The sequence below is a fragment of the Spirosoma liriopis genome (assembly GCF_023196085.1).
Taxonomy (GTDB): domain Bacteria; phylum Bacteroidota; class Bacteroidia; order Cytophagales; family Spirosomataceae; genus Spirosoma; species Spirosoma oryzicola.
On the sequence record NZ_JALPRF010000002.1, the window covers coordinates 1,853,715 to 1,875,124 of the forward strand.

The 21,410-nt window shown below is 50.0% G+C and carries 13 protein-coding genes; 5 read left to right on the plus strand and 8 right to left on the minus strand.

The window, feature by feature from the left end; translation table 11 throughout:
* Window positions 1-26: 26 nt before the first annotated feature.
* The 4 genes from M0L20_RS16650 to M0L20_RS16665 form a co-directional block, all read right to left on the minus strand.
* Entirely contained in the window at window positions 27-3,167 is a 3,141-nt protein-coding gene (locus tag M0L20_RS16650) for a SusC/RagA family TonB-linked outer membrane protein (RefSeq protein ID WP_248478044.1), read from the minus strand.
* Window positions 3,168-3,424: 257 nt separating this feature from the next.
* Window positions 3,425-4,666: an enolase C-terminal domain-like protein gene (locus M0L20_RS16655; RefSeq protein WP_248478045.1), complete on the minus strand. Its 1,242-nt coding sequence runs from the start codon at window positions 4,664-4,666 to the stop codon at window positions 3,425-3,427.
* Between the two features lie 56 nt (window positions 4,667-4,722).
* Entirely contained in the window at window positions 4,723-5,763 is a 1,041-nt protein-coding gene (locus M0L20_RS16660) for a LacI family DNA-binding transcriptional regulator (RefSeq protein ID WP_232562041.1), read from the minus strand.
* A 256-nt stretch (window positions 5,764-6,019) separates the two neighbouring features.
* On the minus strand, window positions 6,020-7,720 hold the full coding sequence (locus tag M0L20_RS16665; protein WP_232562042.1) for a DUF6909 family protein: 1,701 nt from the start codon (window positions 7,718-7,720) through the stop codon (window positions 6,020-6,022).
* Window positions 7,721-8,053: 333 nt separating this feature from the next.
* On the opposite strand from M0L20_RS16665, the gene mtgA reads away from it, so the two are divergent.
* Window positions 8,054-8,890, plus strand: a complete 837-nt coding sequence (gene mtgA / locus M0L20_RS16670; RefSeq protein ID WP_248478047.1) for a monofunctional biosynthetic peptidoglycan transglycosylase — start codon at window positions 8,054-8,056, stop codon at window positions 8,888-8,890.
* 15 nt (window positions 8,891-8,905) lie between these two features.
* Here mtgA and M0L20_RS16675 read toward each other — a convergent pair whose 3' ends face one another.
* Together M0L20_RS16675 and M0L20_RS16680 are read right to left on the minus strand one after the other, a co-directional pair.
* Window positions 8,906-9,844 carry a carbohydrate kinase family protein gene (locus tag M0L20_RS16675; protein ID WP_248478049.1) on the minus strand — a complete coding sequence of 313 codons (939 nt, stop codon included), beginning with the start codon at window positions 9,842-9,844 and terminating at the stop codon, window positions 8,906-8,908.
* Between the two features lie 80 nt (window positions 9,845-9,924).
* A complete protein-coding gene (locus M0L20_RS16680) occupies window positions 9,925-11,301 on the minus strand; it encodes an MFS transporter (protein WP_232562045.1) in 1,377 nt (458 codons plus the stop codon).
* A gap of 117 nt (window positions 11,302-11,418) precedes the next feature.
* Here M0L20_RS16680 and M0L20_RS16685 point away from each other — a divergent pair, with 117 nt between their 5' ends.
* Together M0L20_RS16685 and M0L20_RS16690 are read left to right on the plus strand one after the other, a co-directional pair.
* Complete coding sequence (locus M0L20_RS16685) at window positions 11,419-12,852, plus strand: BamA/TamA family outer membrane protein (RefSeq protein ID WP_232562046.1); 1,434 nt, start codon at window positions 11,419-11,421, stop codon at window positions 12,850-12,852.
* 252 nt (window positions 12,853-13,104) lie between these two features.
* The gene (locus M0L20_RS16690) at window positions 13,105-15,066 is read left to right on the plus strand and encodes an SPFH domain-containing protein (RefSeq protein ID WP_248478051.1); all 1,962 of its coding nucleotides are present in this window, start codon (window positions 13,105-13,107) and stop codon (window positions 15,064-15,066) included.
* 66 nt (window positions 15,067-15,132) lie between these two features.
* Here the strand turns inward: M0L20_RS16690 and M0L20_RS16695 are convergent, their stop codons facing one another.
* Window positions 15,133-16,452 carry an MFS transporter gene (locus M0L20_RS16695; protein WP_232562048.1) on the minus strand — a complete coding sequence of 440 codons (1,320 nt, stop codon included), beginning with the start codon at window positions 16,450-16,452 and terminating at the stop codon, window positions 15,133-15,135.
* Window positions 16,453-16,834: 382 nt separating this feature from the next.
* On the opposite strand from M0L20_RS16695, the gene M0L20_RS16700 reads away from it, so the two are divergent.
* Together M0L20_RS16700 and M0L20_RS16705 are read left to right on the plus strand one after the other, a co-directional pair.
* The gene (locus M0L20_RS16700; RefSeq protein WP_248478053.1) at window positions 16,835-18,583 is read left to right on the plus strand and encodes an ABC transporter ATP-binding protein; all 1,749 of its coding nucleotides are present in this window, start codon (window positions 16,835-16,837) and stop codon (window positions 18,581-18,583) included.
* Complete coding sequence (locus M0L20_RS16705) at window positions 18,567-20,330, plus strand: ABC transporter ATP-binding protein (RefSeq protein ID WP_248478054.1); 1,764 nt, start codon at window positions 18,567-18,569, stop codon at window positions 20,328-20,330. Before M0L20_RS16700 ends, M0L20_RS16705 begins: the two co-directional genes overlap by 17 nt.
* 19 nt (window positions 20,331-20,349) lie before the next feature.
* On the opposite strand, the gene M0L20_RS16710 is transcribed toward M0L20_RS16705, so the two are convergent.
* Window positions 20,350-21,282, minus strand: a complete 933-nt coding sequence (locus M0L20_RS16710) for a sterol desaturase family protein (RefSeq protein WP_248478055.1) — start codon at window positions 21,280-21,282, stop codon at window positions 20,350-20,352.
* Between the last annotated feature and the right edge of the window lie 128 nt (window positions 21,283-21,410).

Below are 21,410 nucleotides of genomic sequence, written 5' to 3' on the forward strand. Positions count from 1 at the left end.
CAAGCGGACCAGAAGTCCACATTACATTAGAACCGAACATTTAGGTTGAAACCGATGCTACGGGTTGGTGGAAGACCCGGCCAGAAATCCAGCCCGACGGAGTTGTCCGACGAAACCAGGGCTTCTTCAGGGTCCATATTTTCGGTCCACTTCTTTAGGATCAGCACGTTGTTAGCTACAGCGTTCAGCCGCAACCCTTTGATGAACAGGCTTTGGGGTAATAGCTTCGTGAAATCGTAGCCTAACGTAATCTGGCGTAGTTTCCAGAACCCGGCGTTGAACACGAAATCTTCGTTGATGCCCAGCGGATTAAGCGATTCATAAAAAGGCTGTACAGCCGCTCTGGTCTGGTTGATTTCTCCGTTCGGGTTAACGCCGTCGCCAATCACGTAACCGACATCCCGACCGGGTAGCGTCCGTTTCGACAGGCCGTGCCGCATGTAGTTGATATTCCGTCCTGCAATCATCTTATTGCCAAGCTTGAAGTCGATCAGGAACGAAAGCGATAAGCCCTGGTACGTGAAGGTGTTGGTGATCCCGCCGAAATAGCTGGGCAGAGCGTTTCCTACGTTTGCCAAGGTGTTGTTCCGGATCGGCAGTCCGCTATTCGCGTCAAACACCTTACGACCCTGCGCATCCCGTAGATAGGTGAACGTGTAGAGCTGCCCGATGGGCTTGCCCACAACCTGGTTCAGCGTCCGGCCTCCTCCGCTGCTTACCGTGATGACGGTATCGTTGGGCGACAAGCCTAAGCGAAGAACTTTCGAGGTATTATACGAGACGTTAGCGCTCACGTCCCATCGGAAAGCCGGTCTGACGACGGGCGAAAAGGTCAGCAGCATCTCAAGCCCCTGGTTCATACTCCGGCCCACGTTGATCAGCTTGCTGGTGTACGAGGACGCATCCGAAATTTGAGCGGCCAGAATCTGGTCGTTCGTCGTTTTGTGGTAATAGGTGAAATCAAAGCCTATCTTGCTGTCAAACAACTTCAATTCCAGACCAACTTCGGCTTCCTGAATACGCAGTGGCCGCAGGTTTTTGTTGGGAACGACCGACGCGTTGATGCCGCCTACCGGTACCAGCTGACCCGATGGATTCGGAAACGAATTGTTATCGACCTGATAATAAAGTGCGTTGGAATACGGATCTACGTTGTCGGAACCCACTTCCGCGTAAGCCGCCCGCAGTTTTCCGAACGATACCCAGGTCGGAAGTTTTTCAAATGCCTGTGAGAACACAAAGCTACCCGTAACGGATGGGTACAAGATGCTTCGATTCGACGGGGCCAGCGTGGAGAACCAGTCGTTGCGGGCCGTCATGTTCAGGAACAAATAATCCCGGTACGAAAGGGTAGCTGCTCCAAACAGGGAGTTGATTTTTTTCTCGGCCAGCACGTAGATCGGATTCTTAACCCGGCCATTGGCTACGGTGTACAGGCCCGGTGTGACAAAATCCTGTACGGTTACGCTGTTGTAGTCGTTGCGGGCGTAGCGTGCGTTGCCCCCCAGGGTTACGTCCAAGCCAAATTTTCCGAATGTTCGGTTGCCGCCGAGAATGAAGTCAATGTTGCGTTCGGTATTTTGGCGTACGTCCTGGGTGTAAGAACCGTTTACAAAGCCAATGGGTGCTTTGGCAATAGGGGCGTAGCCGTTCGGAATGTTGTAATCCTGATTACGGGTGTAGGAATCCTGGGCAATCCGGCCTTGCAGATACAACCAGTCGGTGAACTGGTATTTGAGTGCGATGTTGCCGAAGATCCGATCCCGGTTTATGTTCTCGAAACGGCGGCTCATCGAATAGTATGGGTTGTTTCGCACCAGAAAGCGGGAGAACGTAAACTCATCGCCATTGGCAAGGGCCTGATTTTCGCGTAGGGCTTCGAAAGGCATCGAGTTGGCCAGTGTGAAAACAACCGTCGATACCGAGAAGTCCTGCGCGTTCAGTTGGGGGGGATTGATGTTGTTTTCTTTCGAGTAGTTGATATTTCCAGAGGCTGTCAATTTAGGGTTGATGTTCTGACTGAAACCCAGGTTGATCACCTTGCGGTTGAAGGTATTATTCTCCAGAATACCCCGGTTGTCGGTGTTGCCGAATGAAAGGCTAAAGCCACCGTTCTGTCCGTTATTGGCGACTGTTACGGTGTTAGTGAAGTTGGTGCCCACACGGTAGAACTTCTTGACCCGATTAAAAACGGGTTCGTAAGGCCAAATCTCGTTGTCAAACAAGACCTGGGTCATGCCCGGCTGAAACTTCTCGCCGAAGCTCCACACACCCGAGGATGGACTCGGTGATGTTGGGCGTTTACCGCCTTCGCCTTGCCCGTATTCGTACTGAAAATCGGTGAAGTCCAGGGGCGTGTCCGTGGTAAAATTGGCATTGTAGGTAACGCCGAACCCTTTTCCTATACCCCGGCTTTTGGTCGTGATCATGACCACGCCGTCCTTCGCGCGGGAACCGTACAAAGCAGCCGCCGTAGCTCCTTTCAGCACGGTCATGGTTTCAATATCGTCGGGGTTGATACTGCTCAATCCGTCGCCCCCGTCGGAATTGTTGGCGGCCCGTGAGCCGTAATCGCCACCGAGCGAGTAATTGGAGTTGTCGATAGGAACCCCGTTCACGACAATCAGCGGGTTGTTCTGACCACTGAACGACGACTGACCGCGAATCCGGATCTTGGCCGTTCCGGCAGGTCCTGTACCCATCGAGGTAATATTTACCCCCGCCATTTTTCCTTGTAAACCGCTCACAAAATTGGGCGTACGGTTGGTCGATATTTGATCGGCGTTGACGGTAGCGGTAGCGTAACCAAGTGTCTTAGATTCTCTCTTGATGCCGAGTGCTGTAACGATTACTTCATCAATTGCTTTTGCGTCCTCGGCCAGCTGAACATTAACGATTGAGCGGTTGTTGACCGGAACCGTCTGGCTTACGTAGCTTATGTACGAAAAGACAAGCGAGGCATTTGCCGGAGCATTGATCGAATAATTTCCCGAAGCATCCGTAGTCGTTCCAACGGAAGTTCCGCCCACCACTACGTTTACGCCGGGAAGTCCCTGATTGTCGGGTCCCGCTCCCGTTACTTTACCCGTCACGCGGCCTGTTTGTGCAAAAGCGAAGCAGCTGCACAGGGCCGGGTAAAGAAGGGTAATGATTAGTGCTTTTTTCATGAGAGGAATTGGTTAAAGGTTTAGGAAAATCACTAACGCTTACTACATATAATGCTTCTATTTATTTGTATAGTTATATATTTTTTGAGGCTGAAAATAAGCTTCCAATCGGCCTGCGAAGTCGTAGGGCGTGTATCTGTTTGCTGACTCTTTCTTTGTGTCGCTTTTTAAATGGCTTAGCGGAGTATTTTACCGAAATACTAAACGGTTGACTCGATATTGATAATCCTGAAAACGCGTATAGGCGTGAAGTTAGGCTACCAGTTATGAATGGCTCCGTCGGGACTTTTCAGAATCGGATGAGGGAATTGCGTCTTGGCGGTAACCTCCATAACGAACGTTGCTTTCTTGGGATCAAACTTGACACCCAGGCCCGGCTCCGGATTGAGATAAAGCTTCCCGTTCTTAAAATTCACGAAATCCTCGTTGAAGTAAGCAGGTCGTTCCGGTTCGCCACCACCCAGTTCCATCAGGCAACGCATTGGACTGCTGGACCCCAATACGTGTACCAACGTGGCTGTCGCCAGCGGGCCCGTAAAGTGCGGTATCATGCCCACATAATGCGTTTCGCACATGGAAGCTAGCTTTTTGAATTCAGAGATTCCCCCAGTATTGGGCAGCGTGAAGCGCGTGTAATCAATCAGATGCTGTTCGATAAAGGTGTTACTTTCCCAGCGGTCGCCAAATTGTTCGCCAACGGCAATCGGTACGGTAGTCATCTGCCGAACGGTTTTGTACACGTCCGGATTTTCGGAGCGGACGATATCTTCGACAAAGTAAGGCTCCAGATTTTCGAGGGCTTTACAAATTTTTACGCCTTCGGTCGTGTCGAAGCGGGTGTGCAGATCGATGGCCCACTTGCCGCCACCGCCTACGGCTGCATCAATGCGCTTACAGAATTCAATGGTTTTCTTGGCGTTGTCGTAGAAGTCAAAAGCGGTATCACCGTTGCCGCCGGTTGGGCCAATCCGGTAGGCGCGCAAACCCGCTTCGATGCAATCTCGGGCGCGTTCTTCTTCCGTTTTTGCTTTCGAAGCCCGGAAGCCGGTAGCGTAGCATTCAACGTATTCCCGCGTGGCACCGCCCAACAGTTCGTAGACCGGTACGCCAAGCGCTTTGCCTTTAATGTCCCACAAGGCCATTTCGAGCGCTCCCAGTGCATGAAGCTTTTCCCGACCTGGGGGGTAAAACATGCCCCGGTACACATTCTGCCAGATATGTTCAATGCGAAATGGATCTTCGCCGATAATCATCTGCGCGCACTGCTCGATCATATCCTTCGAGCCACCTTCTCCGATGCCGACGATACCGCCATCGGTCTGAATCTCAACGATACCACGCGCCTGATTGAAAAGCGGTTTATTATAACCCGGTGCGCTGTAATAGCGAATCTTGGTGATTTTTAATTTCGGTGCGGCCTCCACGGCACTTGCTGGTAAACCTGCCCACACGGCGGCTGCGCTGGCTAAGGATGATTTGAGGAAAGTTCTACGTTGCATAAGAGGATTTAGGAACTATCAGGTTTTCGCTTAATCGTTTAAGCTATTGGGCAAATTTAAATCAGCACGACCGATTTTACTTTTGACGAGGCTCTTTCGACCAATTCTGCTTTCATGAGTACCTGCGAGGGTTCAGTGGATTCATGCCTTAGTTTTTTGACCAGTACCTCAACGGCTTTTTTTCCCAGCAACACGATAGGTTGCTTTAAATAGGTAATTGGGCAATGGTACAGTTCAAATACTTCTGCCTGTCCAAAGCTGACAATTGCCAGATCGGTTGGCACCTGTAAACGTAACGTATTAATGTATTTTAACCCATTGATTGCCAAGCTATACGTTGCGAAAAGGATGGCGTCAACGGGTTGTTTTCCCGACAACATCTGATCAATGGCCGCTTGTACACCAGCCTCGATGGCGCTCATTCGAACTTCCTGTAACCAGGACTTTTGGACGGTCCGGTTGTGATCGTTAAGTGCGTCGCTGTAGCCTCTGATACGTTCCCGCATATGGAACATCTGCGAGTCGTAAGCAATCATGCCGATGTGCTGGTATCCACTCCGAATCAAATGAGAACCGGCGTCATACGATGCCTGGTAATGATCGGTAGAAACAAAGTCAGTCTGCATATCCGGAAAATACCGGTCCAGCAAAACAAACGGTATGTGTCTATCGGTCAGGTATTGAATTTGCTCCTCGGTGTCTTCTGCCGAAACAATAATAAAGCCATCGACTTGTCTGTTGATCAGTACGTCCAATAAATCGCGCGACTTATCAGCATTCTCGTCCGAGCTACCAATAATAACCGTGTATCCGTTTCGCTTGGCTTCGTCTTCCACCACGCGGGCTATGTTTGCAAAAAAAGGGTTTGAGATATCCGCTATAATCAAACCAATGGTATGCGTTTTTCCGCTGCGTAAACTCTTGGCAAGATGATTCGGCTGGTAATTCAGATCAGCCGCGATCTGTCTTATTTTTTGCGCAATTTCCTGGCCAACCCGACTTTCCTTTTCCTTACCATTCAGAACATAGGACACTAGAGCGGTAGAAACACCAGCTTTCACGGCTATGTCCTTTAACGAAGTTTTTTTAGTACTCATCGATGTTTATTGACGATCAAATCTATGCTTAATCCTTTAAACAACAAAGCGTTCATGTGAAATTTTTTACTATTTTTTTAATAAATAGCATTTTTAAAATTAATCAAAGATTGTCCATTTCGAGGGATAAGCGCCAATAGAAGTACCTTACTGTAGTTTATTGTATGCTTAATCCGAACGCTGCTTTACAAACAGCAATGCCGTATCGCAGTGATACGGCATTGCTGTTTGTTTCAATACGTTTGTTGGATCGACGTTATTTCAGCACTTTCTCCAGGCACTTGACCGTAATCAGATAAGTAGGTTTGACGCCCAGCGTACCCAGGCTGCCGGACGCTAGTGTTGCACCAGTAAGCAGCGGGTTGTCAGAGGCATAATACGCGTAACGAACTTTGACGTTTGTCGAAACGCTATCCCGAATTTTCGACTGTGCCTGAATCGCTTTCTGGTAGTGAGCACCTTCCATTTCAAGGCCAATTGCTTTCCACGACGAATTCTTGAAATAACTGAGTACGTTCTTATTCTGTAGCGACGTGCCCAGTACCGTAATCATCGCTCCTTCGTACACCGGTATGCCGTGTCCTTCGAAATCTTCTTTGCAGAAATCATTGTCTAACGGATAATTATCGGCGGTTCCCTCAAAAATGTGCGCCGTTGGAATCATCAGATCGCCTTTCTCGCCCGTTAGAATGCCCGCTTTGCCAATGATCGATATCGACGCGACGTTCATGGGAAACGTTTCGTCTCCGCGCTCGAACGGTTTTAGCAACTCGTCCATAGTCTCAAAGGCCTGTTCGCCAAACGCATAATCCATGATCAGCAACAAAGGCTGATTGGCTTTGATGAGTTCCGGATCGTGCGTAATCTCTGGCGAGAGAGTCGCTGTATCTACCTGGGCCGTGTCGATCAACTGAACCAATAGGCTGGTTCCGGCAACGTCTTCCAGCACATGCATTCCGTGTTCATTAGCGTAGCTGATAACCTGCTTTCGTAGGTCACGGTGTGCTGGCTGGCTTAGCTTCAGCGCAAGGTCGTAGAGGTTGTCCCAGCTTGTGGCTTCGGCCAGCGCACCGGGTGCGTACAGGCAGTTCATCACACTGTGCGGATTGGCACTAATAATGTGAATGGGCCGCTCCTGAAGGTTGTGCTCCCAGATGTACTGCTTGATGTGCGTAGCCCAGCGTTCGCCGTAGAGGTGCTGACCGATCCGCTCGCGGAGCATGGGCGTAAAATTGATCTCCCGAGTTGTATTCGATTCTTTGCTTTCCTTCACCGATACGCTTCCCAGGGCGTAGACGATCTGAAACAAACCGCTGTTCGTTCCTGCATTTTCGGCAAACCGCTGGTAAGCACGCTGGGTATCTTCGAAGGTGCGGCCCAGAATAGAGCTAAGGTACATCAGCGCTAGCTCGCGTTCGTCGTCCGATACGGTGCCCCCCGATTGGATGATGGCCTCCAGCTTTTCCCATTCGCGGGTTTTGCTGCCGCGCTCCTGAAAGGCGTTGCGCCGAATTTTGTCGGCCTCCATGAACATAAACGTCAGGTGCGTCAGGATATCGTAGATTTCGCTTCGGCCATTGGTTACTTCAATAACCATTTGTTCGCTGTCGATGCGGTAACAGTTGCGTCGACGTTTGGCGGGAACCAGCACCGGGAAGTGCGAGTGTTCGAAGCCTTCCCGCGAAGCCAGCGAGATGATTCGGCAGGATTCTATGCCTTTAGGAAGGCGGTCCATCACGTACACCAGACCGTCTAGTTCAACCCGTTGCTGATCGCCAACCAGGCCGTAAATTTCGGGTTGAAGCGTTAGCAGCGCCCGACGAATTTCTTCACCTGATACGCCCGATGGCTTGTAAAAACCCCGGTTGAACAAGTGGCGCATCGTAATGTATAATCGTTCAATAGCGACGCGCGATTCCTGAGCGCGGGTGAGTGGGGGAGAAGGAAGAAGATCCATGAATAATCGACTGTAAGGTATAAAGACTTGTTGGGTTACCTGCGTTCATTGATTGACACCATTAACAGGATTGACAAGATTTAAGTTGATGAATAAACCGTTCCTGATAAATTTGATACTATGACTTCATTGTTCGTTCGGCAACGAGCCGCAAGAAGTAAGTCTGGTGAGGATCAGGTTCTAAAATGAAATTAGCTTATTGTACGTTAAACGAAAGCAGCGCAGCGAGGGCCAAGTAAGCCCGACGAGTGGATAAGCTTCTTGAACAAAAGCGCCTGAAAATCGTCCACGCTACTAGAAAAATAGTCATTTTCGCGTATTAGAATCGCTTTTATGGACCCTTCGCAGCGCCCTGCCAACACATTCAGAACTTCGCCTTCTCCGCAACCCCGCCCTAAAGTTGGGCATTCTTCCGCGCAACGCTTGCAGAAGGGTGGGCGTTGGCAACAGGCGCGTCGTTTCATTCGTGAACGCCCTTTGCTGGAACGCATCTACTGGTTCAGCATTAAAGCGTTTCTGTGGTTATTTTTTGGTTCGCTGGGATACGTGGTTGTTCTCAAGTATGTGCCCGTATGGGTAACACCGTTAGTGGTGTCACGATGGATGGACACCATTGGAACGGACGAGAGTAGCCATGTTTACAAGAAGTGGCGGTCGTACGATGAGATCAGCAAGGAAGCTGCTCTGGCGGTCGTTGCTTCCGAAGACCAAGCTTTTCCGATCCACTGGGGTTTTGATTTCGACGAGATTCAGGATGCCATCAAAGAAAACAAAACCCGTGAACGCCCGCGCGGAGCCAGCACGATCTCGCAGCAGGTTGCCAAAAACGTGTTTTTGTGGAATGGCCGCAGCTACATTCGAAAAGGGTTAGAGGTTTATTTCACGGCTGTGATTGAGTTGATCTGGGGCAAAAAACGCATTCTGGAAGTGTATCTGAACGTGGCGGAAACGGGTCCGATGACGTTTGGTGTCGAAGCGGCCTCCGAGCGGTTTTACGGTCACTCAGCCGCTACGCTTTCACGCAATGAAGCCGCCCGCATTGCCGCCGTACTGCCCAATCCGCGTCAGTTTTCCATTAAAAATCCGTCAAGCTACATTCAACGGCGAACGCGACAGATCACCCGTCAGATGCGTTACCTGGGCGGTCAGAAATACATCAGGAATTTGTAAGTTAAGCAAATCACTTTACCGGTAAAGTGATTTGCGATCAACCTGGAATGGTAGGGGCCCCTGCCGACTTAGCTTCATTTGCGCGAGTGTCGCACCCGAGCGGGCGCATTGCTCGGGCGTATGGCCGTCTACGAAAGCGGTCAGGAAACCAGCCCAGTAGGCATCCCCCGCACCCGTAACATCGACCACATCTACTTTTTTGCCAGGTATCACAGCCTGCTGAGTACCGCCATCATACGACACGATACTGCCGTTAGCACCCAGAGTAAAGCAAATGATTTTTGCGCCCATTTTATGAAAATCGCTCAGAATGCGTTCGGTCGATTGCTTTTCTCCGTACAGTCGTTCGGCATCGTCTTCGCTGAGTTTCACCAGAGCACCCGCCGAACAGTAGTCGGCCAGTACCCGCCACGCTTGTTCACGGTCGGGCCAGATCGTTGGCGCGTAATTGGCATCGATCGTAACCTGACAACCGGCAGCTTGCGCGCGCTTGGCCGCATCGCAAATGGCATCCTGCGCGGGCTGGCGGCTCAACGCAAAACAGGTGGTGTGAAACAACGTTGTCTGGGCCAGAAGCGAGTCCGGTAGCTGATCCGTTTGAATCTGGCAATCGGCGTGGCGGTAGGCAACAAAGTCGGGTGTACCCGCCGTTCGTGAAACCAGTACAATACTCGTTGGCTCCTGCGCATGCTTTGTGACAAATTGCGTGTCAACACCTACTTCGGCAGTCTCTCGCGTAAGGTACCGGCCAATGTTGTCGTCGCCGACGCAGGCAACCAGCGCTGTTTTGTTACCCATTCGAGCCATGTTTGCCGCCATATTGGCCGGGCTACCACCCTGATACCGCCGGAAGTCCAGTGCATCGAGCAGGCTGGATGAAACATGATGTCCAATAAAGTCAGCAAGCAGTTCGCCAACGGCGATGAGGGTGTAAGGGCGGGAAGATGTCGTCATAAAAAAGGTATTCCGATCAGCCGTTTTGCTGCTTTTGGCGCTTGGCTGATCGGAATGGCAAATGTAAAACAGATTCCTAATTAATTACCGCCTGGATTGACCGGGAAAGCGGCTTCTTCGCTACGTCTTGTTTCTTTAACCAGAAAACAGGAACCGGCTGCCAATAACAAACACACGCCCGCCAAGGCCAGTGCATTACGAGGGTCGTTGTTGAGGTAAGGGTAAATAAACTGAATCGTCAGGTTGTTAATGATTTGCGGTACGACAATAAAGCCGTTAAAGATACCCATGTACACGCCCATCCGCTCGGCGGGAACCGAACTTGACAACAATACATACGGCATCGACAGGATAGAGCCCCAGGCGAAACCAACGAGCGTCATACCGATCAAAAAAACGTATTTATCGTTCGAAAGTAACATCGACAGAAAACCGAAACCGCCGATGGTCAGAAATAAGGCATGGGTAGCTCGCCGACCCACTACATTAGCGATGGCAGGCAGAAAAAACGAAATACTGAAGCACCCAACGTTAAACATGGCAAAACACAGGTTTCCCCACTCGGTACCTTCCTGAAAGCCGGGTGATTGGGCGGTAGGGGCATTGAACGCATGACGCGCTACGGCCAGCGTGAGAAACTGCCACATCAGCGGAAGGGCAAACCAGGTAAAGAATTTAACCCACCAGAGTTGCCGCATGGTAACGGGCATTTCTTTCAGAGCGGCAAAAATCTCGTTGAAAGCCCCGCTAATGCCACTACCCTCATGCTTCATGCGCTCAAACTCGGCCATGTCGTCGGGGGGATACTCGTCTGTTGTGTAGATCGTCCAGATAACGGCCAGAATCACGGCGGCACCACCGATATAAAAGGGGTATTTAATGCTATTCGGAATAACGCCCGTTGCGACAGCCGCTGCTGAAGTAATGCCGAGCAGGCGAAAAATAGTTGGCATCAGGTTGGCCAGCGTTTGACCAAAGCCAACGAAGAAGCTTTGCATGGCAAAACCTAACCCGCGTTGCTTGTCGTTGAGCTTGTCACCGATAAAAGCCCGGAACGGTTCCTGCGTAATGTTGAGTCCTGTATCGAGAATCCACATCAGGCTTGCCGCCATCCAGAGCGCCGACGAGTTGGGCATAAGAAAAAGCGCCAGGCTGGTCACAATCGCTCCGATGAGGAAAAAAGGTTTTCGGCGGCCCCAGCGGGGCGACCACGTTCGGTCACTTATGGAGCCAATGATGGGTTGAACAATCAGACCTGTTACCGGCCCCGCCAGCCATAGAATGGGAATGTTAGCTTCGTCGGCGTTCAGATATCGAAAGATGGGACTCATGTTGGCCTGTTGAAGGCCAAAGCCATATTGGATTCCGAAGAAACCAAAACTCATGTTCCAGATTTGCCAGAAGCTCAGATTTGGCTTAGTCCCAACGCTCGATTTCTGCGTTTTTTCAGTCTGCATGTACCGTTTAAATAGATTAGTAGCCGTAGATTTATAGAATACAGCAATAATACATAGACGGTTGCAGGATACACAGAAAAATTTGTGTTATTTTTCTGAAAAGCCGTAATTTTAAGCATGATTCCGAATTGTCGGCTGTCCGTTGCTTTGGTGCTTACGGCCTTATTTCTTTCGTTTCAAGCGTGGGCAGCATCCTCGGCAGATTCGTCGCGTTCGGTCCTGATCCGCTCGGTTGTTCTCAACGGAAATTACCGCACTCGCGACCGTATTATTTTGCGTGAGATGACATTACATCCGGGCGATACCGTTCGGCTAGCTGACCTCGCCGGACGCGTAGCCTGGGATCAGCGAAACATCAACAACACGAATCTGTTTGTAACCGTCGATGTCTCCACGGTGCAGGTAACTCCGGACGATTCTACGCAACTGGGGCTTCTCGATCTGACCGTTAACCTGAAAGAGCGGTGGTATCTGATTGCTTACCCCGTATTTGATATAGCCGACAGAAACCTGAACGAATGGTGGTACGACCGGGGACGGGATCTGCGACGGGTTATCTACGGCGGACGGCTCAGCTATCGAAATGTGACGGGAAACAACGACGTGCTTCAGGTCGCCATTGAACGGGGTTTCTTACAGCGCACGGTGGTCTCGTATTCCCGACCGTACATCGACAAGGCGCAGCGGATCGGACTGCGGGCGGATCTGGCTTACATGACCAACAAAGAGATTCCGTATCGAACGTTGGCCGACAAATGGGTATACATTAAAGATGAACAGGTGTTGCGTGAGCGGGCTTACGCGGGCTTGGTTCTGACGCATCGGCGCGGGCTTTACCACTATCACGTGCTGGATACGCGCTATACCCGCCTTACAATTGCGGACACAATCGCGAAGCTGAACCCCGATTATTTTCTGGATGGACGTACTCATCAGCAATACCTGTCGATGAGCTACAATTACCGCTACGATCAGCGGGACAATGTATCGTTTCCACTGCGGGGAAAAGTGATTACCGCTGGTATCGGTGTATCGGGAATACTGCCTAGTGATAATTTCCGGTTTCTCGAACTGTCGTCCTCCATGACGCGCTACTGGCCGTTGGGCGGGCGTTTCTACGCGGCTGGTAGTATTCGCGGGCGCGCCACCTGGCCGACACGGCAGCCTTACTTTAATCTACGCGGCCTAGGAAGTTCCAGCGAAATGGTACGTGGGTATGAGCTGTACGTAATCGATGGTCAGCGATCCGTGATCTGGCGTAATAGTTTGCGCTATCAGCTTTTCAATACCGTCAAACAACTCAACTGGCTACACATTCGCCAGTTCAATACGATTCCAATTGCGGCTTACATCACGGCTTTCGGCGATGCCGGTTACGTGAGTAGTACCGTCGCTGAACAGTATCAGAGTAAACTGGCCAACCGCTTGTTGTTAGGAACGGGACTTAGCCTCGATATCGTAACGTATTACAATTTCGTCATGCGATTTAGTGGGTCAGTTAACCGACAGGGAAAGGCAGGCTTCTTCTTTAACCTTGCTCAGGAGTTTTGAGCGTTCTGCTCCACTCATCAATGCCCCTGCACAATTTGGTCTTGCGGTAACCAATCATCCAAATCCGGAGCGCTACGATTGCTTCGCGTCCTACATTTGATGCGTCAATTCGACCTAATCTTCTCTACGCCAGTGTAGACGCATCCGCTTTTTCCTTACTCGTTCAACGTCAACCGCTTCTTCGACAAGTCGGAACGAGCTTATTCATCCGCTTACCCGTTCATTCTTAATCCGTTTAACAATCGTTCATCTATGGAATTTTTATCGCTCATGTCCGCATGGAGCTGGGTAATCCTGCTCGTCCTGGCGGTGGTACTGTACAAACTGGTACTCCGCTTTTTGTTCGGGATGGTTATTGTTCCCGAAGACCGTATTGGTCTGATTACCAAAAAATACGTTTTAGTCGGTCAGGATCGTGGCTTGCCCGACGGTCGGATCATTGCGACGAAAGGCGAAGCGGGTTATCAGGCGCAAACGCTGGCACCGGGTCTGTACTGGTGGCTATGGCCCTGGCAGTACGGTGTTACGATGCAGCCGTTTACGGTCGTTCCCGAAGGAAAAATCGGCTTGGTGTTGTCGAACGACGGTGCTGAACTACCGACGGGTAACATTCTGGCCCGACGGGTGGACTGCGATAACTTTCAGGACACCGAACGTTTTCTAAATGGAAATGGTCAGAAAGGGCGGCAAACGGCAATGCTGACGCCTGGAACGTACCGGATCAATACTTTTGCGTTTACCATTACCATCGCCGACATGACCGTTATCAAAGAAAACATGGTCGGTATCATTACTACACTTGACGGCGCACCCCTGCAACCGGGCCAGATCGCGGGTAAGACGGTCGAAGGACACAACAACTTCCAGGATGTGGATTCATTCCTGAAAAACGGCGGTAACCGAGGGCTTCAGCCGCAGGTGGTGCTGGCCGGATCGTACTACATAAATCCGTGGGCCGTTCAAATCGAAGAGATTCCCATGACCGAAGTGCCGATTGGTCATGTCGGTGTGGTGATTTCGTACATCGGCGAGGATGGCGAGGACCTGACGGGCGAATCCTTTAAACACGGTAACATCGTTCGACGCGGGTTTCGGGGTGTTTGGATGGAACCGCTGGGACCGGGTAAGTATCCCGTTAATACCTACACGATGAAAGTAGAGGGTGTGCCAACCACAAATCTGGTGCTGAACTGGGCCAATGCCCGCACAGAATCGCACGATCTCGACCGCAATCTTTCAACGATTACGGTACGTTCCAAAGACGGCTTCCCGTTTAACCTCGACGTAGCACAGATCATCCACATTCCGTCGGCAGAAGCGCCCAAAGTGATCGCTCGCTTTGGTAGTATGAACAACCTCGTATCGCAGGTGCTGGAACCGACAATCGGTAACTATTTCCGAAACTCGGCCCAGGATTCGGACGTAATCGCTTTCCTGAGCACCCGGAAGGAACGGCAGGAAGCCGCCCGCGAACACATCCGGGCCGTGTTGGAAGTCTACAACGTAAACGCGGTTGATACGCTGATCGGTGATATTGTACCGCCCGATAGTTTGATGAAAACGCTGACCGACCGGAAGATTGCGCAGGAAGAAGAAAAAACGTACGAAACGCAGCGAATGGCGCAGGAAAAACGCCAGGGTATGGAGCGCGAAACGGCGTTGGCCGATATTCAGCGGGAGGTTGTCAAAGCGCAGCAAAGCGTTGAAATTGCTCAGCGTACTGCCGATGCTGCCGTAAAAAAATCGGAAGGGGAAGCGCGTAGCCTGAAACTACAGGTTGGTGCGGAAGCCGAAGCGACCAAAATCCGGGCCGAGGCCAACGCGGAAGCCCGTCGTCGTCAGTCGGCAGCGGATGCTGAAGCGACCAAACTCACCGCCGACGCAGAAGCCGAACGGATTGCCAAAACGGGTACAGCCGAAGCCGAAAAAATTCTGGCCATCGGTCGCTCAACCGCCGAGGCTTACGAATTACAAGTTAAGGCCATGGGCGAGGAGAACTTTACCCGTTTTAAAATTACGGAAGAGATTGGTAAAGGACATATTCGGGTTATCCCCGACATTGTCATCAACGGAGGGAGCGGCACCGATGGTTCGCTCAATGGATTGATGGGCTTGAAACTGCTGGAACAGATTGAAGAACGAAAAAGTGGTCGATCAACGAAAATCGTTGATGTCCTGAAACCCGTGGAAAGTAAGCCTGGTAAAAACGAATAAGCCATAAAAACAGAAACCCCGCGTCTGATACAAACGCGGGGTTTTAAAGGATAAACAGGTAAGCCTTTACGAAACGCTCACCGACTCGGGCGACTTTACAGGCTCATCGAGGTTAACCATTTCCATACGGGGTGTAAAGAAGTGCATGATCAACCAGGCGAGTAGATAAGCACTGCCGCAAATGATAAAGATCAAATTATACCCACCGTTGAGGTTACCCGCTTCTTTATACGTATCCAACAACCAGCCGACGAGTAATGGAAAAAAGATGCCGCCGACGGACCCTGCCATACCGCCGATCCCGATTACGGAGCTAAGCGCTTTTTTAGGAAATACATCGGATGCGGTAGTGTAAATATTGGCGCTCCAAGCCTGGTGAGCGGCTGCCGCCAAACTAATGAGGGCTACAGCCTGCCAAATATCGGTAGCATACCGAGCAGCCATGATGGGTACTACAGCCACGGCGAACAAGAACATGGCCGTTTTGCGCGCCTTGAACACAGTCCATCCACGCCGAATTAGGTAGGATGATAGATATCCACCCCCAATACTACCAATCGTTGTCGCGGTGTAGACGATTACCAGCGGTAGACTTGGTTTTTTAAGGTCCAGGTTAAACGTAGTGGAAAAATAGGAGGGAAGCCAGAACAGGAAAAACCACCAGATGGGATCGGTGAGCATTTTACCGAACACGAACGCCCATGTTTGCCGAATACCAAACAACTTAGCCCATTGAACAGGTTTGGCATTTTCTGATTCTATTTCGTTATCGCTATGGATATACGCCAGTTCTGCCTGCGATACGCGTTTTTGCCGGGCAGGAACTTCATAGTAAATCAGCCAGAAGACTAACCAGATAAACCCGATAGCTCCCGTGATAATAAACGCTTCTTCCCAACCGTAAACGCCTAAAATCCACGGAACCATCACGGGCGCAACGACGGCACCAATATTAGCGCCGGAGTTAAAAATACCCGTAGCAAATGCCCGTTCTTTTTTCGGAAACCATTCCGCTACGGCTTTAATAGCTGCCGGGAAGTTACCCGATTCACCTAAACCAAGTGCCGCCCGTGCTACGCCAAACCCAAACGTGCTGGTAGCTACGGCATGAGCGATAGCGGCTAAACTCCAGGCTATCAACGAAATGGTATAACCCAGCTTGGTACCGATCCGGTCGATGATCCGCCCGAAAAGCAGCAGGCCGATGGCATAAGCCGCAGCAAAGGCCATAACAATTCGACTGTAGTCCGTTTCGGTCCAGCTAAATTCGCTTTCAAGCGTAGGTTTGAGCAAACCGATCACCTGCCGGTCGAGGTAGTTGATTGTGGTAGCAAAAAACAGTAGCGTTACTACTGTCCAGCGAAAATTTCCGGGCTTATTTTCCATTAGGTGTATTGAGTGGATGGAGTGATGAAGACGATTATCGTGGCTAAATTAAATGAAGTATAGAGTCAACATACTCTTGTATTAATGGTATACAAAGCGAGCGCAGGTACGATCCTACTTTTGCTTTCCAGATTTCTTGTTTGTTCGCCACGGCAAAAATAAAATCCAGTACACCCAGGTAGAAGTATGTTTCTGCTCACTGCCAGCGTGGTATCCGAGTATCCTTTCAACGGCTCAAACTATCTTAAGAGGTATTAAAAGAGGCTTGGAAGTTAGCTAATCCAGCCAACTTAATCAGCCAAAACGAATAAGTAGACAGGTTACTCATTACCTTTAGCTTCTCATTCACAGCCCCGTTTTTAGCTGGATAGTAGTAACTGTTATGGACAAAACTAGACCACGGCAGGCGTCTGCTCCCAAGGCCTCGTTGCTTGGGCTGCTCAAGCCCTACTCCCGAATGGTCATCTTACTGATTCTGTTTGCCTTGATCAGTAACGGCATCAACCTGCTTCTGCCCATGATCATTTCGCACGGAATCGATGACTATGCCGCCGGACATTTCGTGTTGAAAAGAACAGTGATTCAGTTTCTGCTGGCGGCTCTGTTTATTTTCGTTTTTACCTACCTGCAAAGTATCATCCAGACCTACGCTTCTGAACAGGTAGCCAGAGACTTGCGGACGCAACTGGCCGATAAATTATCGCGCCAACGGTTTGCCTACATTCAGGAGACTAACCCGTCGCGGTTGCTGACAAATCTGACATCTGACGTTGATTCTGTCAAAACGTTTGTTTCGCAAGCAGTGGTATCCATCGTGTCGTCGCTGTGCATTATTGTCGGGGCTAGTATACTGCTGGTCAACATAAACTGGAAGCTGGGGCTTACTGTCATGGCCATTATCCCCATCGTGGGCGTCACGTTCTACATTCTGATGAGCAAAGTCAGAACGCTGTTCGTGCGAAGTCGAGGGGTAGTGGATTGGCTGAATAAGGTTATCAATGAAAGCATTCTCGGCGCAGCCCTGATCCGGGTACTCAATGCCCAGCAGCTTGAATACGAAAAGTTTCTGGCGGCCAATACCGATGCGAAAGATATTGGGTTGGCTATTCTGCGGCTCTTTGCCGCGCTGATACCGATTATTTCGTTCACGGCCAACATGGCGGCTTTGAGCATTTTGGTCATGGGTGGGCACTTTGTTATTACCGGGAGCATGTCGCTCGGCGATTTTGCTGCTTTCAATGGCTACTTGGCCCTGCTTATTTTCCCAATCATTGTCATTGGTTTTATGAGTAACGTCATTGCCCAGGCGTCGGCCTCGTATGAGCGGGTCAGTGAGGTATTGCAGGCACCCGAAACGGCTAAGACCGGAACCATCGATCTGCCTTTACAGGGCACGATTACCGTTCGAAACGTATCCGTTTATTACGATGGGAAACCGGCGCTCAAGGATGTGTCTTTTTCGGTGAAGGCGGAGAGCCGAACGGCTATTGTAGGACCCACAGCGGCTGGAAAAAGCCAATTGCTGTATCTCCTGACCGGACTTATCGACCCCCAGGAAGGAAGCGTTGCGTACGACGAGTTATCCATTGATCAGTATAGCGAAGACGCGTTCCATAAGCAGGTTGGGTTCGTGTTTCAGGATAGTATCATCTTTAACATGAGCCTTCGGGAAAATATTGCTTTTAGTGATACCGTAACCGATGAGTCGGTACAAAAAGCAATCGACACGGCGGAGCTACGCGGCTTCATCGACTCGATGCCCGAAGGATTACAGACCGTTGTATCGGAACGGGGAAGCACACTGTCGGGTGGTCAGAAACAGCGGATTATGCTGGCCCGCGCACTAGCACTCAATCCCAAAGTACTGCTGCTGGACGACTTTACGGCCCGGGTTGATGCGAATACGGAACAGAAAATCGTGCAGAATATCCAACGCAATTATCCGGATCTAACGCTGGTATCGGTCACCCAGAAGATTACGTCTGCCGAACAGTATGAGCAAATCATTTTACTCATGGAGGGCGAGATCGTTGCCAGAGGCACGCACCCCGAATTGATGAATAGTAGTCCCGAGTACGTTCAAATTTACCAGTCGCAACGCAGTACGAGCCAGTATGAATTACGATCTTAACCAGTTTGTCGGGCAAAAAGAAGAGAAAAACGCTACCTACAAAGCACTTCGAAAACTGCTGGCGCTGATCAATGATGAGCACCGAACGCTGGCTTTTGCCTTTGCGGCTATTCTCATTAATTCGGCATTGCTGCTGCTTGGTCCTATCCTTATTGGACGAACCATCGATCAATACATCCAGCACAAGCAATTCGATGGCGTGTTGAGGAATGCCGGTATTTTGCTGGTAATCTACCTGATTGCCTTCGCGACCGGGTACACGCAGACACGGTTGATGGGTGGGGTGGGCCAGCGAACCTTGTTCAAACTTCGCAATGCGGTCTTCAATAAACTACAGGAGTTACCCGTCGCTTTTTTCAATCAAAACAAAGCGGGCGACCTTATTTCAAGAGTCAACAACGACACCGATAAACTAAACTTGTTTTTCTCGCAGGCGCTGATGCAGTTTATTAGCAGCATCTTTATGATGACGGGTGCGGGACTCTTTTTGCTGTTTATCAACCTGCCGCTCGGTGCTGCCGCTTTATCGCCCGCGTTGCTGCTTTGGTTTTTTACCCAGGCGACCTCAGCCTGGGTGAAGCGTAAAAATGCGCTTAATTTGAAAAGCGTAGGTGATATGAGCGCCGAGATTCAGGAAAGCCTGAATAATTTCAAAGTCATTATTGCGTTCAACCGACGCGACTATTTCCGGAGACGGTTCGAGAAAGCCAACCAGCAGAATTACAAAACGGCTATCGGCGCTGGTCTGGCCAACAACGTTTATCTGCCGATTTACGGACTCTCGGCTCAACTAGGGCAGTTGATCGTTCTTTCGTTCGGTATTTATTTGATCGCAACGGATCGTTTTACCGTCGGCCTGTTAATCAGTTTTCTCAGCTATGTGACCAACTTCTATAATCCCTTGCGACAACTGGCAACGTTATGGACGAGCTTTCAGGTGGCGCTGGCCGGATGGGATCGAATTTCTCATCTGTTGGCGTTACCAACGAATCTGACAACCATTGAACAACCATTGGCAACACCAGATAGCGCGTTGCTATCGTTCAGGCACGTGTCGTTTGCTTACCCAACTGGCCGGGAAGTACTGCATGATATAAACTTTGAGCTGGAGACGGGCAAAACGTACGCTCTGGTTGGCCCTACCGGGGGTGGTAAAACAACCACCGCTTCGTTGATGGCCCGCTTGTACGACCCAACCAGTGGTATTATACTACTTGGCGGAAAAGATATTCGGGCGTACAGTCCAGCAGAGCGAGCACAAAAAATCGGGTTTATTCTCCAGGAGCCTTTCTTGTTTACCGGTACCGTCCGCGACAACATCCTGTACGGTAACTCGCAATATCAGCAGTATACCAACGAGCAACTAACTGATGTTATTCACGCGGCTAATTTGCAGGAATTGCTGAAGCGATTTGATGAGGGGCTAGACACGACCGTTCAGACAAGTGGTGACGCGATCAGTCTAGGGCAAAAGCAGCTAATTGCTTTCATGCGTGCCGTGTTACGCAATCCAGATCTGTTGATTCTCGACGAAGCTACCGCGAACATCGACACGGTTACTGAAAAATTGCTGGATGAAATTCTACAGAATCTGCCCGCAAAAACAACGCTTATCATTATCGCCCACCGCCTGAATACCATCGAGCGGGCCGACGATATCTTTTTTATCAATGCGGGGCAGGTTACAAAAGCCGGTTCGCTTAACGACGCTGTTACCATGCTTCTTCACGGTAAACAGGTGAGCTAAACGAACCGGCGCTAAACGGTTAGACCGTTACTTGTTCCTCAGCGGTTTCCTTTACTTCAAGACGCTTTTTCTCTTCCGCAATGGCTACTGGACTACCGAACATGTAGAACATCTTCTTGCGGAATCCACGTGCCTGTTTGACATCGTTGATCATATCCGCTACTTCGTGGAAGTTGATAAACAAAGGATTCGCTTTGTTGGGAATGTTGGTAGTGATACCGTAAATAACAGGCTCTACTTCTGGTTCGAAAGTGCCGAATATTCGGTCCCAGAAAATAAAGGTCGCACCGTAGTTTTTATCGATGTACTGTTCCTGCGAGCCATGATGAACCCGGTGATTAGAAGGCGTTGCAAAAATGTACTCAACCCAGGATGGCATTCGACGAATGTATTCGGTGTGAACCCAGAACTGGAATAAAACCGCAATCTGATTGGTAACAAAGAAAATAATCGGGTGGAAGCCCATGAACGCTACGGGCAGAAAGAAAATAATCTTTATGTGTTGAATCCAGCTAAGCCGGTACGAAACAGTCAGGTTATAATGCTCGCCGGAGTGGTGAACTACGTGTGTTGCCCACCAGAAGCGTTGCTCGTGCGAAACCCGGTGCGCCCAGTAGCTAAAGAAATCGTAGATGATATAACAGGGAATCAGCGTCCACCACTGAAACTCCATACGCCAGGGTAGTGCATTGTAGATCCAGACGCACAAGTACAGCAGGGCTAGCTTAATCGCAGCGGATACTACCAGATTACCGAGGCCGACCAAAACAGAACCGATTGTTTCTTTTTTATCGTAAAAATCGTGCTCCTGATAATAAGCAACGACCATTTCTATGACTGTGAAAAATAGCATTACCGGCACTGCCCATAAGATAATGTTGGGAATACTTTTCTCGACACTATTAATGCTTTCCAAAGAAATTTTATCGGCACCAAACAAAGAAAATGGCATAACGAAAACTGTTTGTGATCAATACAATAACTCTATTAGCAACCTAATCTATATGTTTACGTTCATTAATCGGGTTTTAAGCTTAGAAAAGTTTAAAATAAAGATTTAAAAATTCTATTGATGGCTAT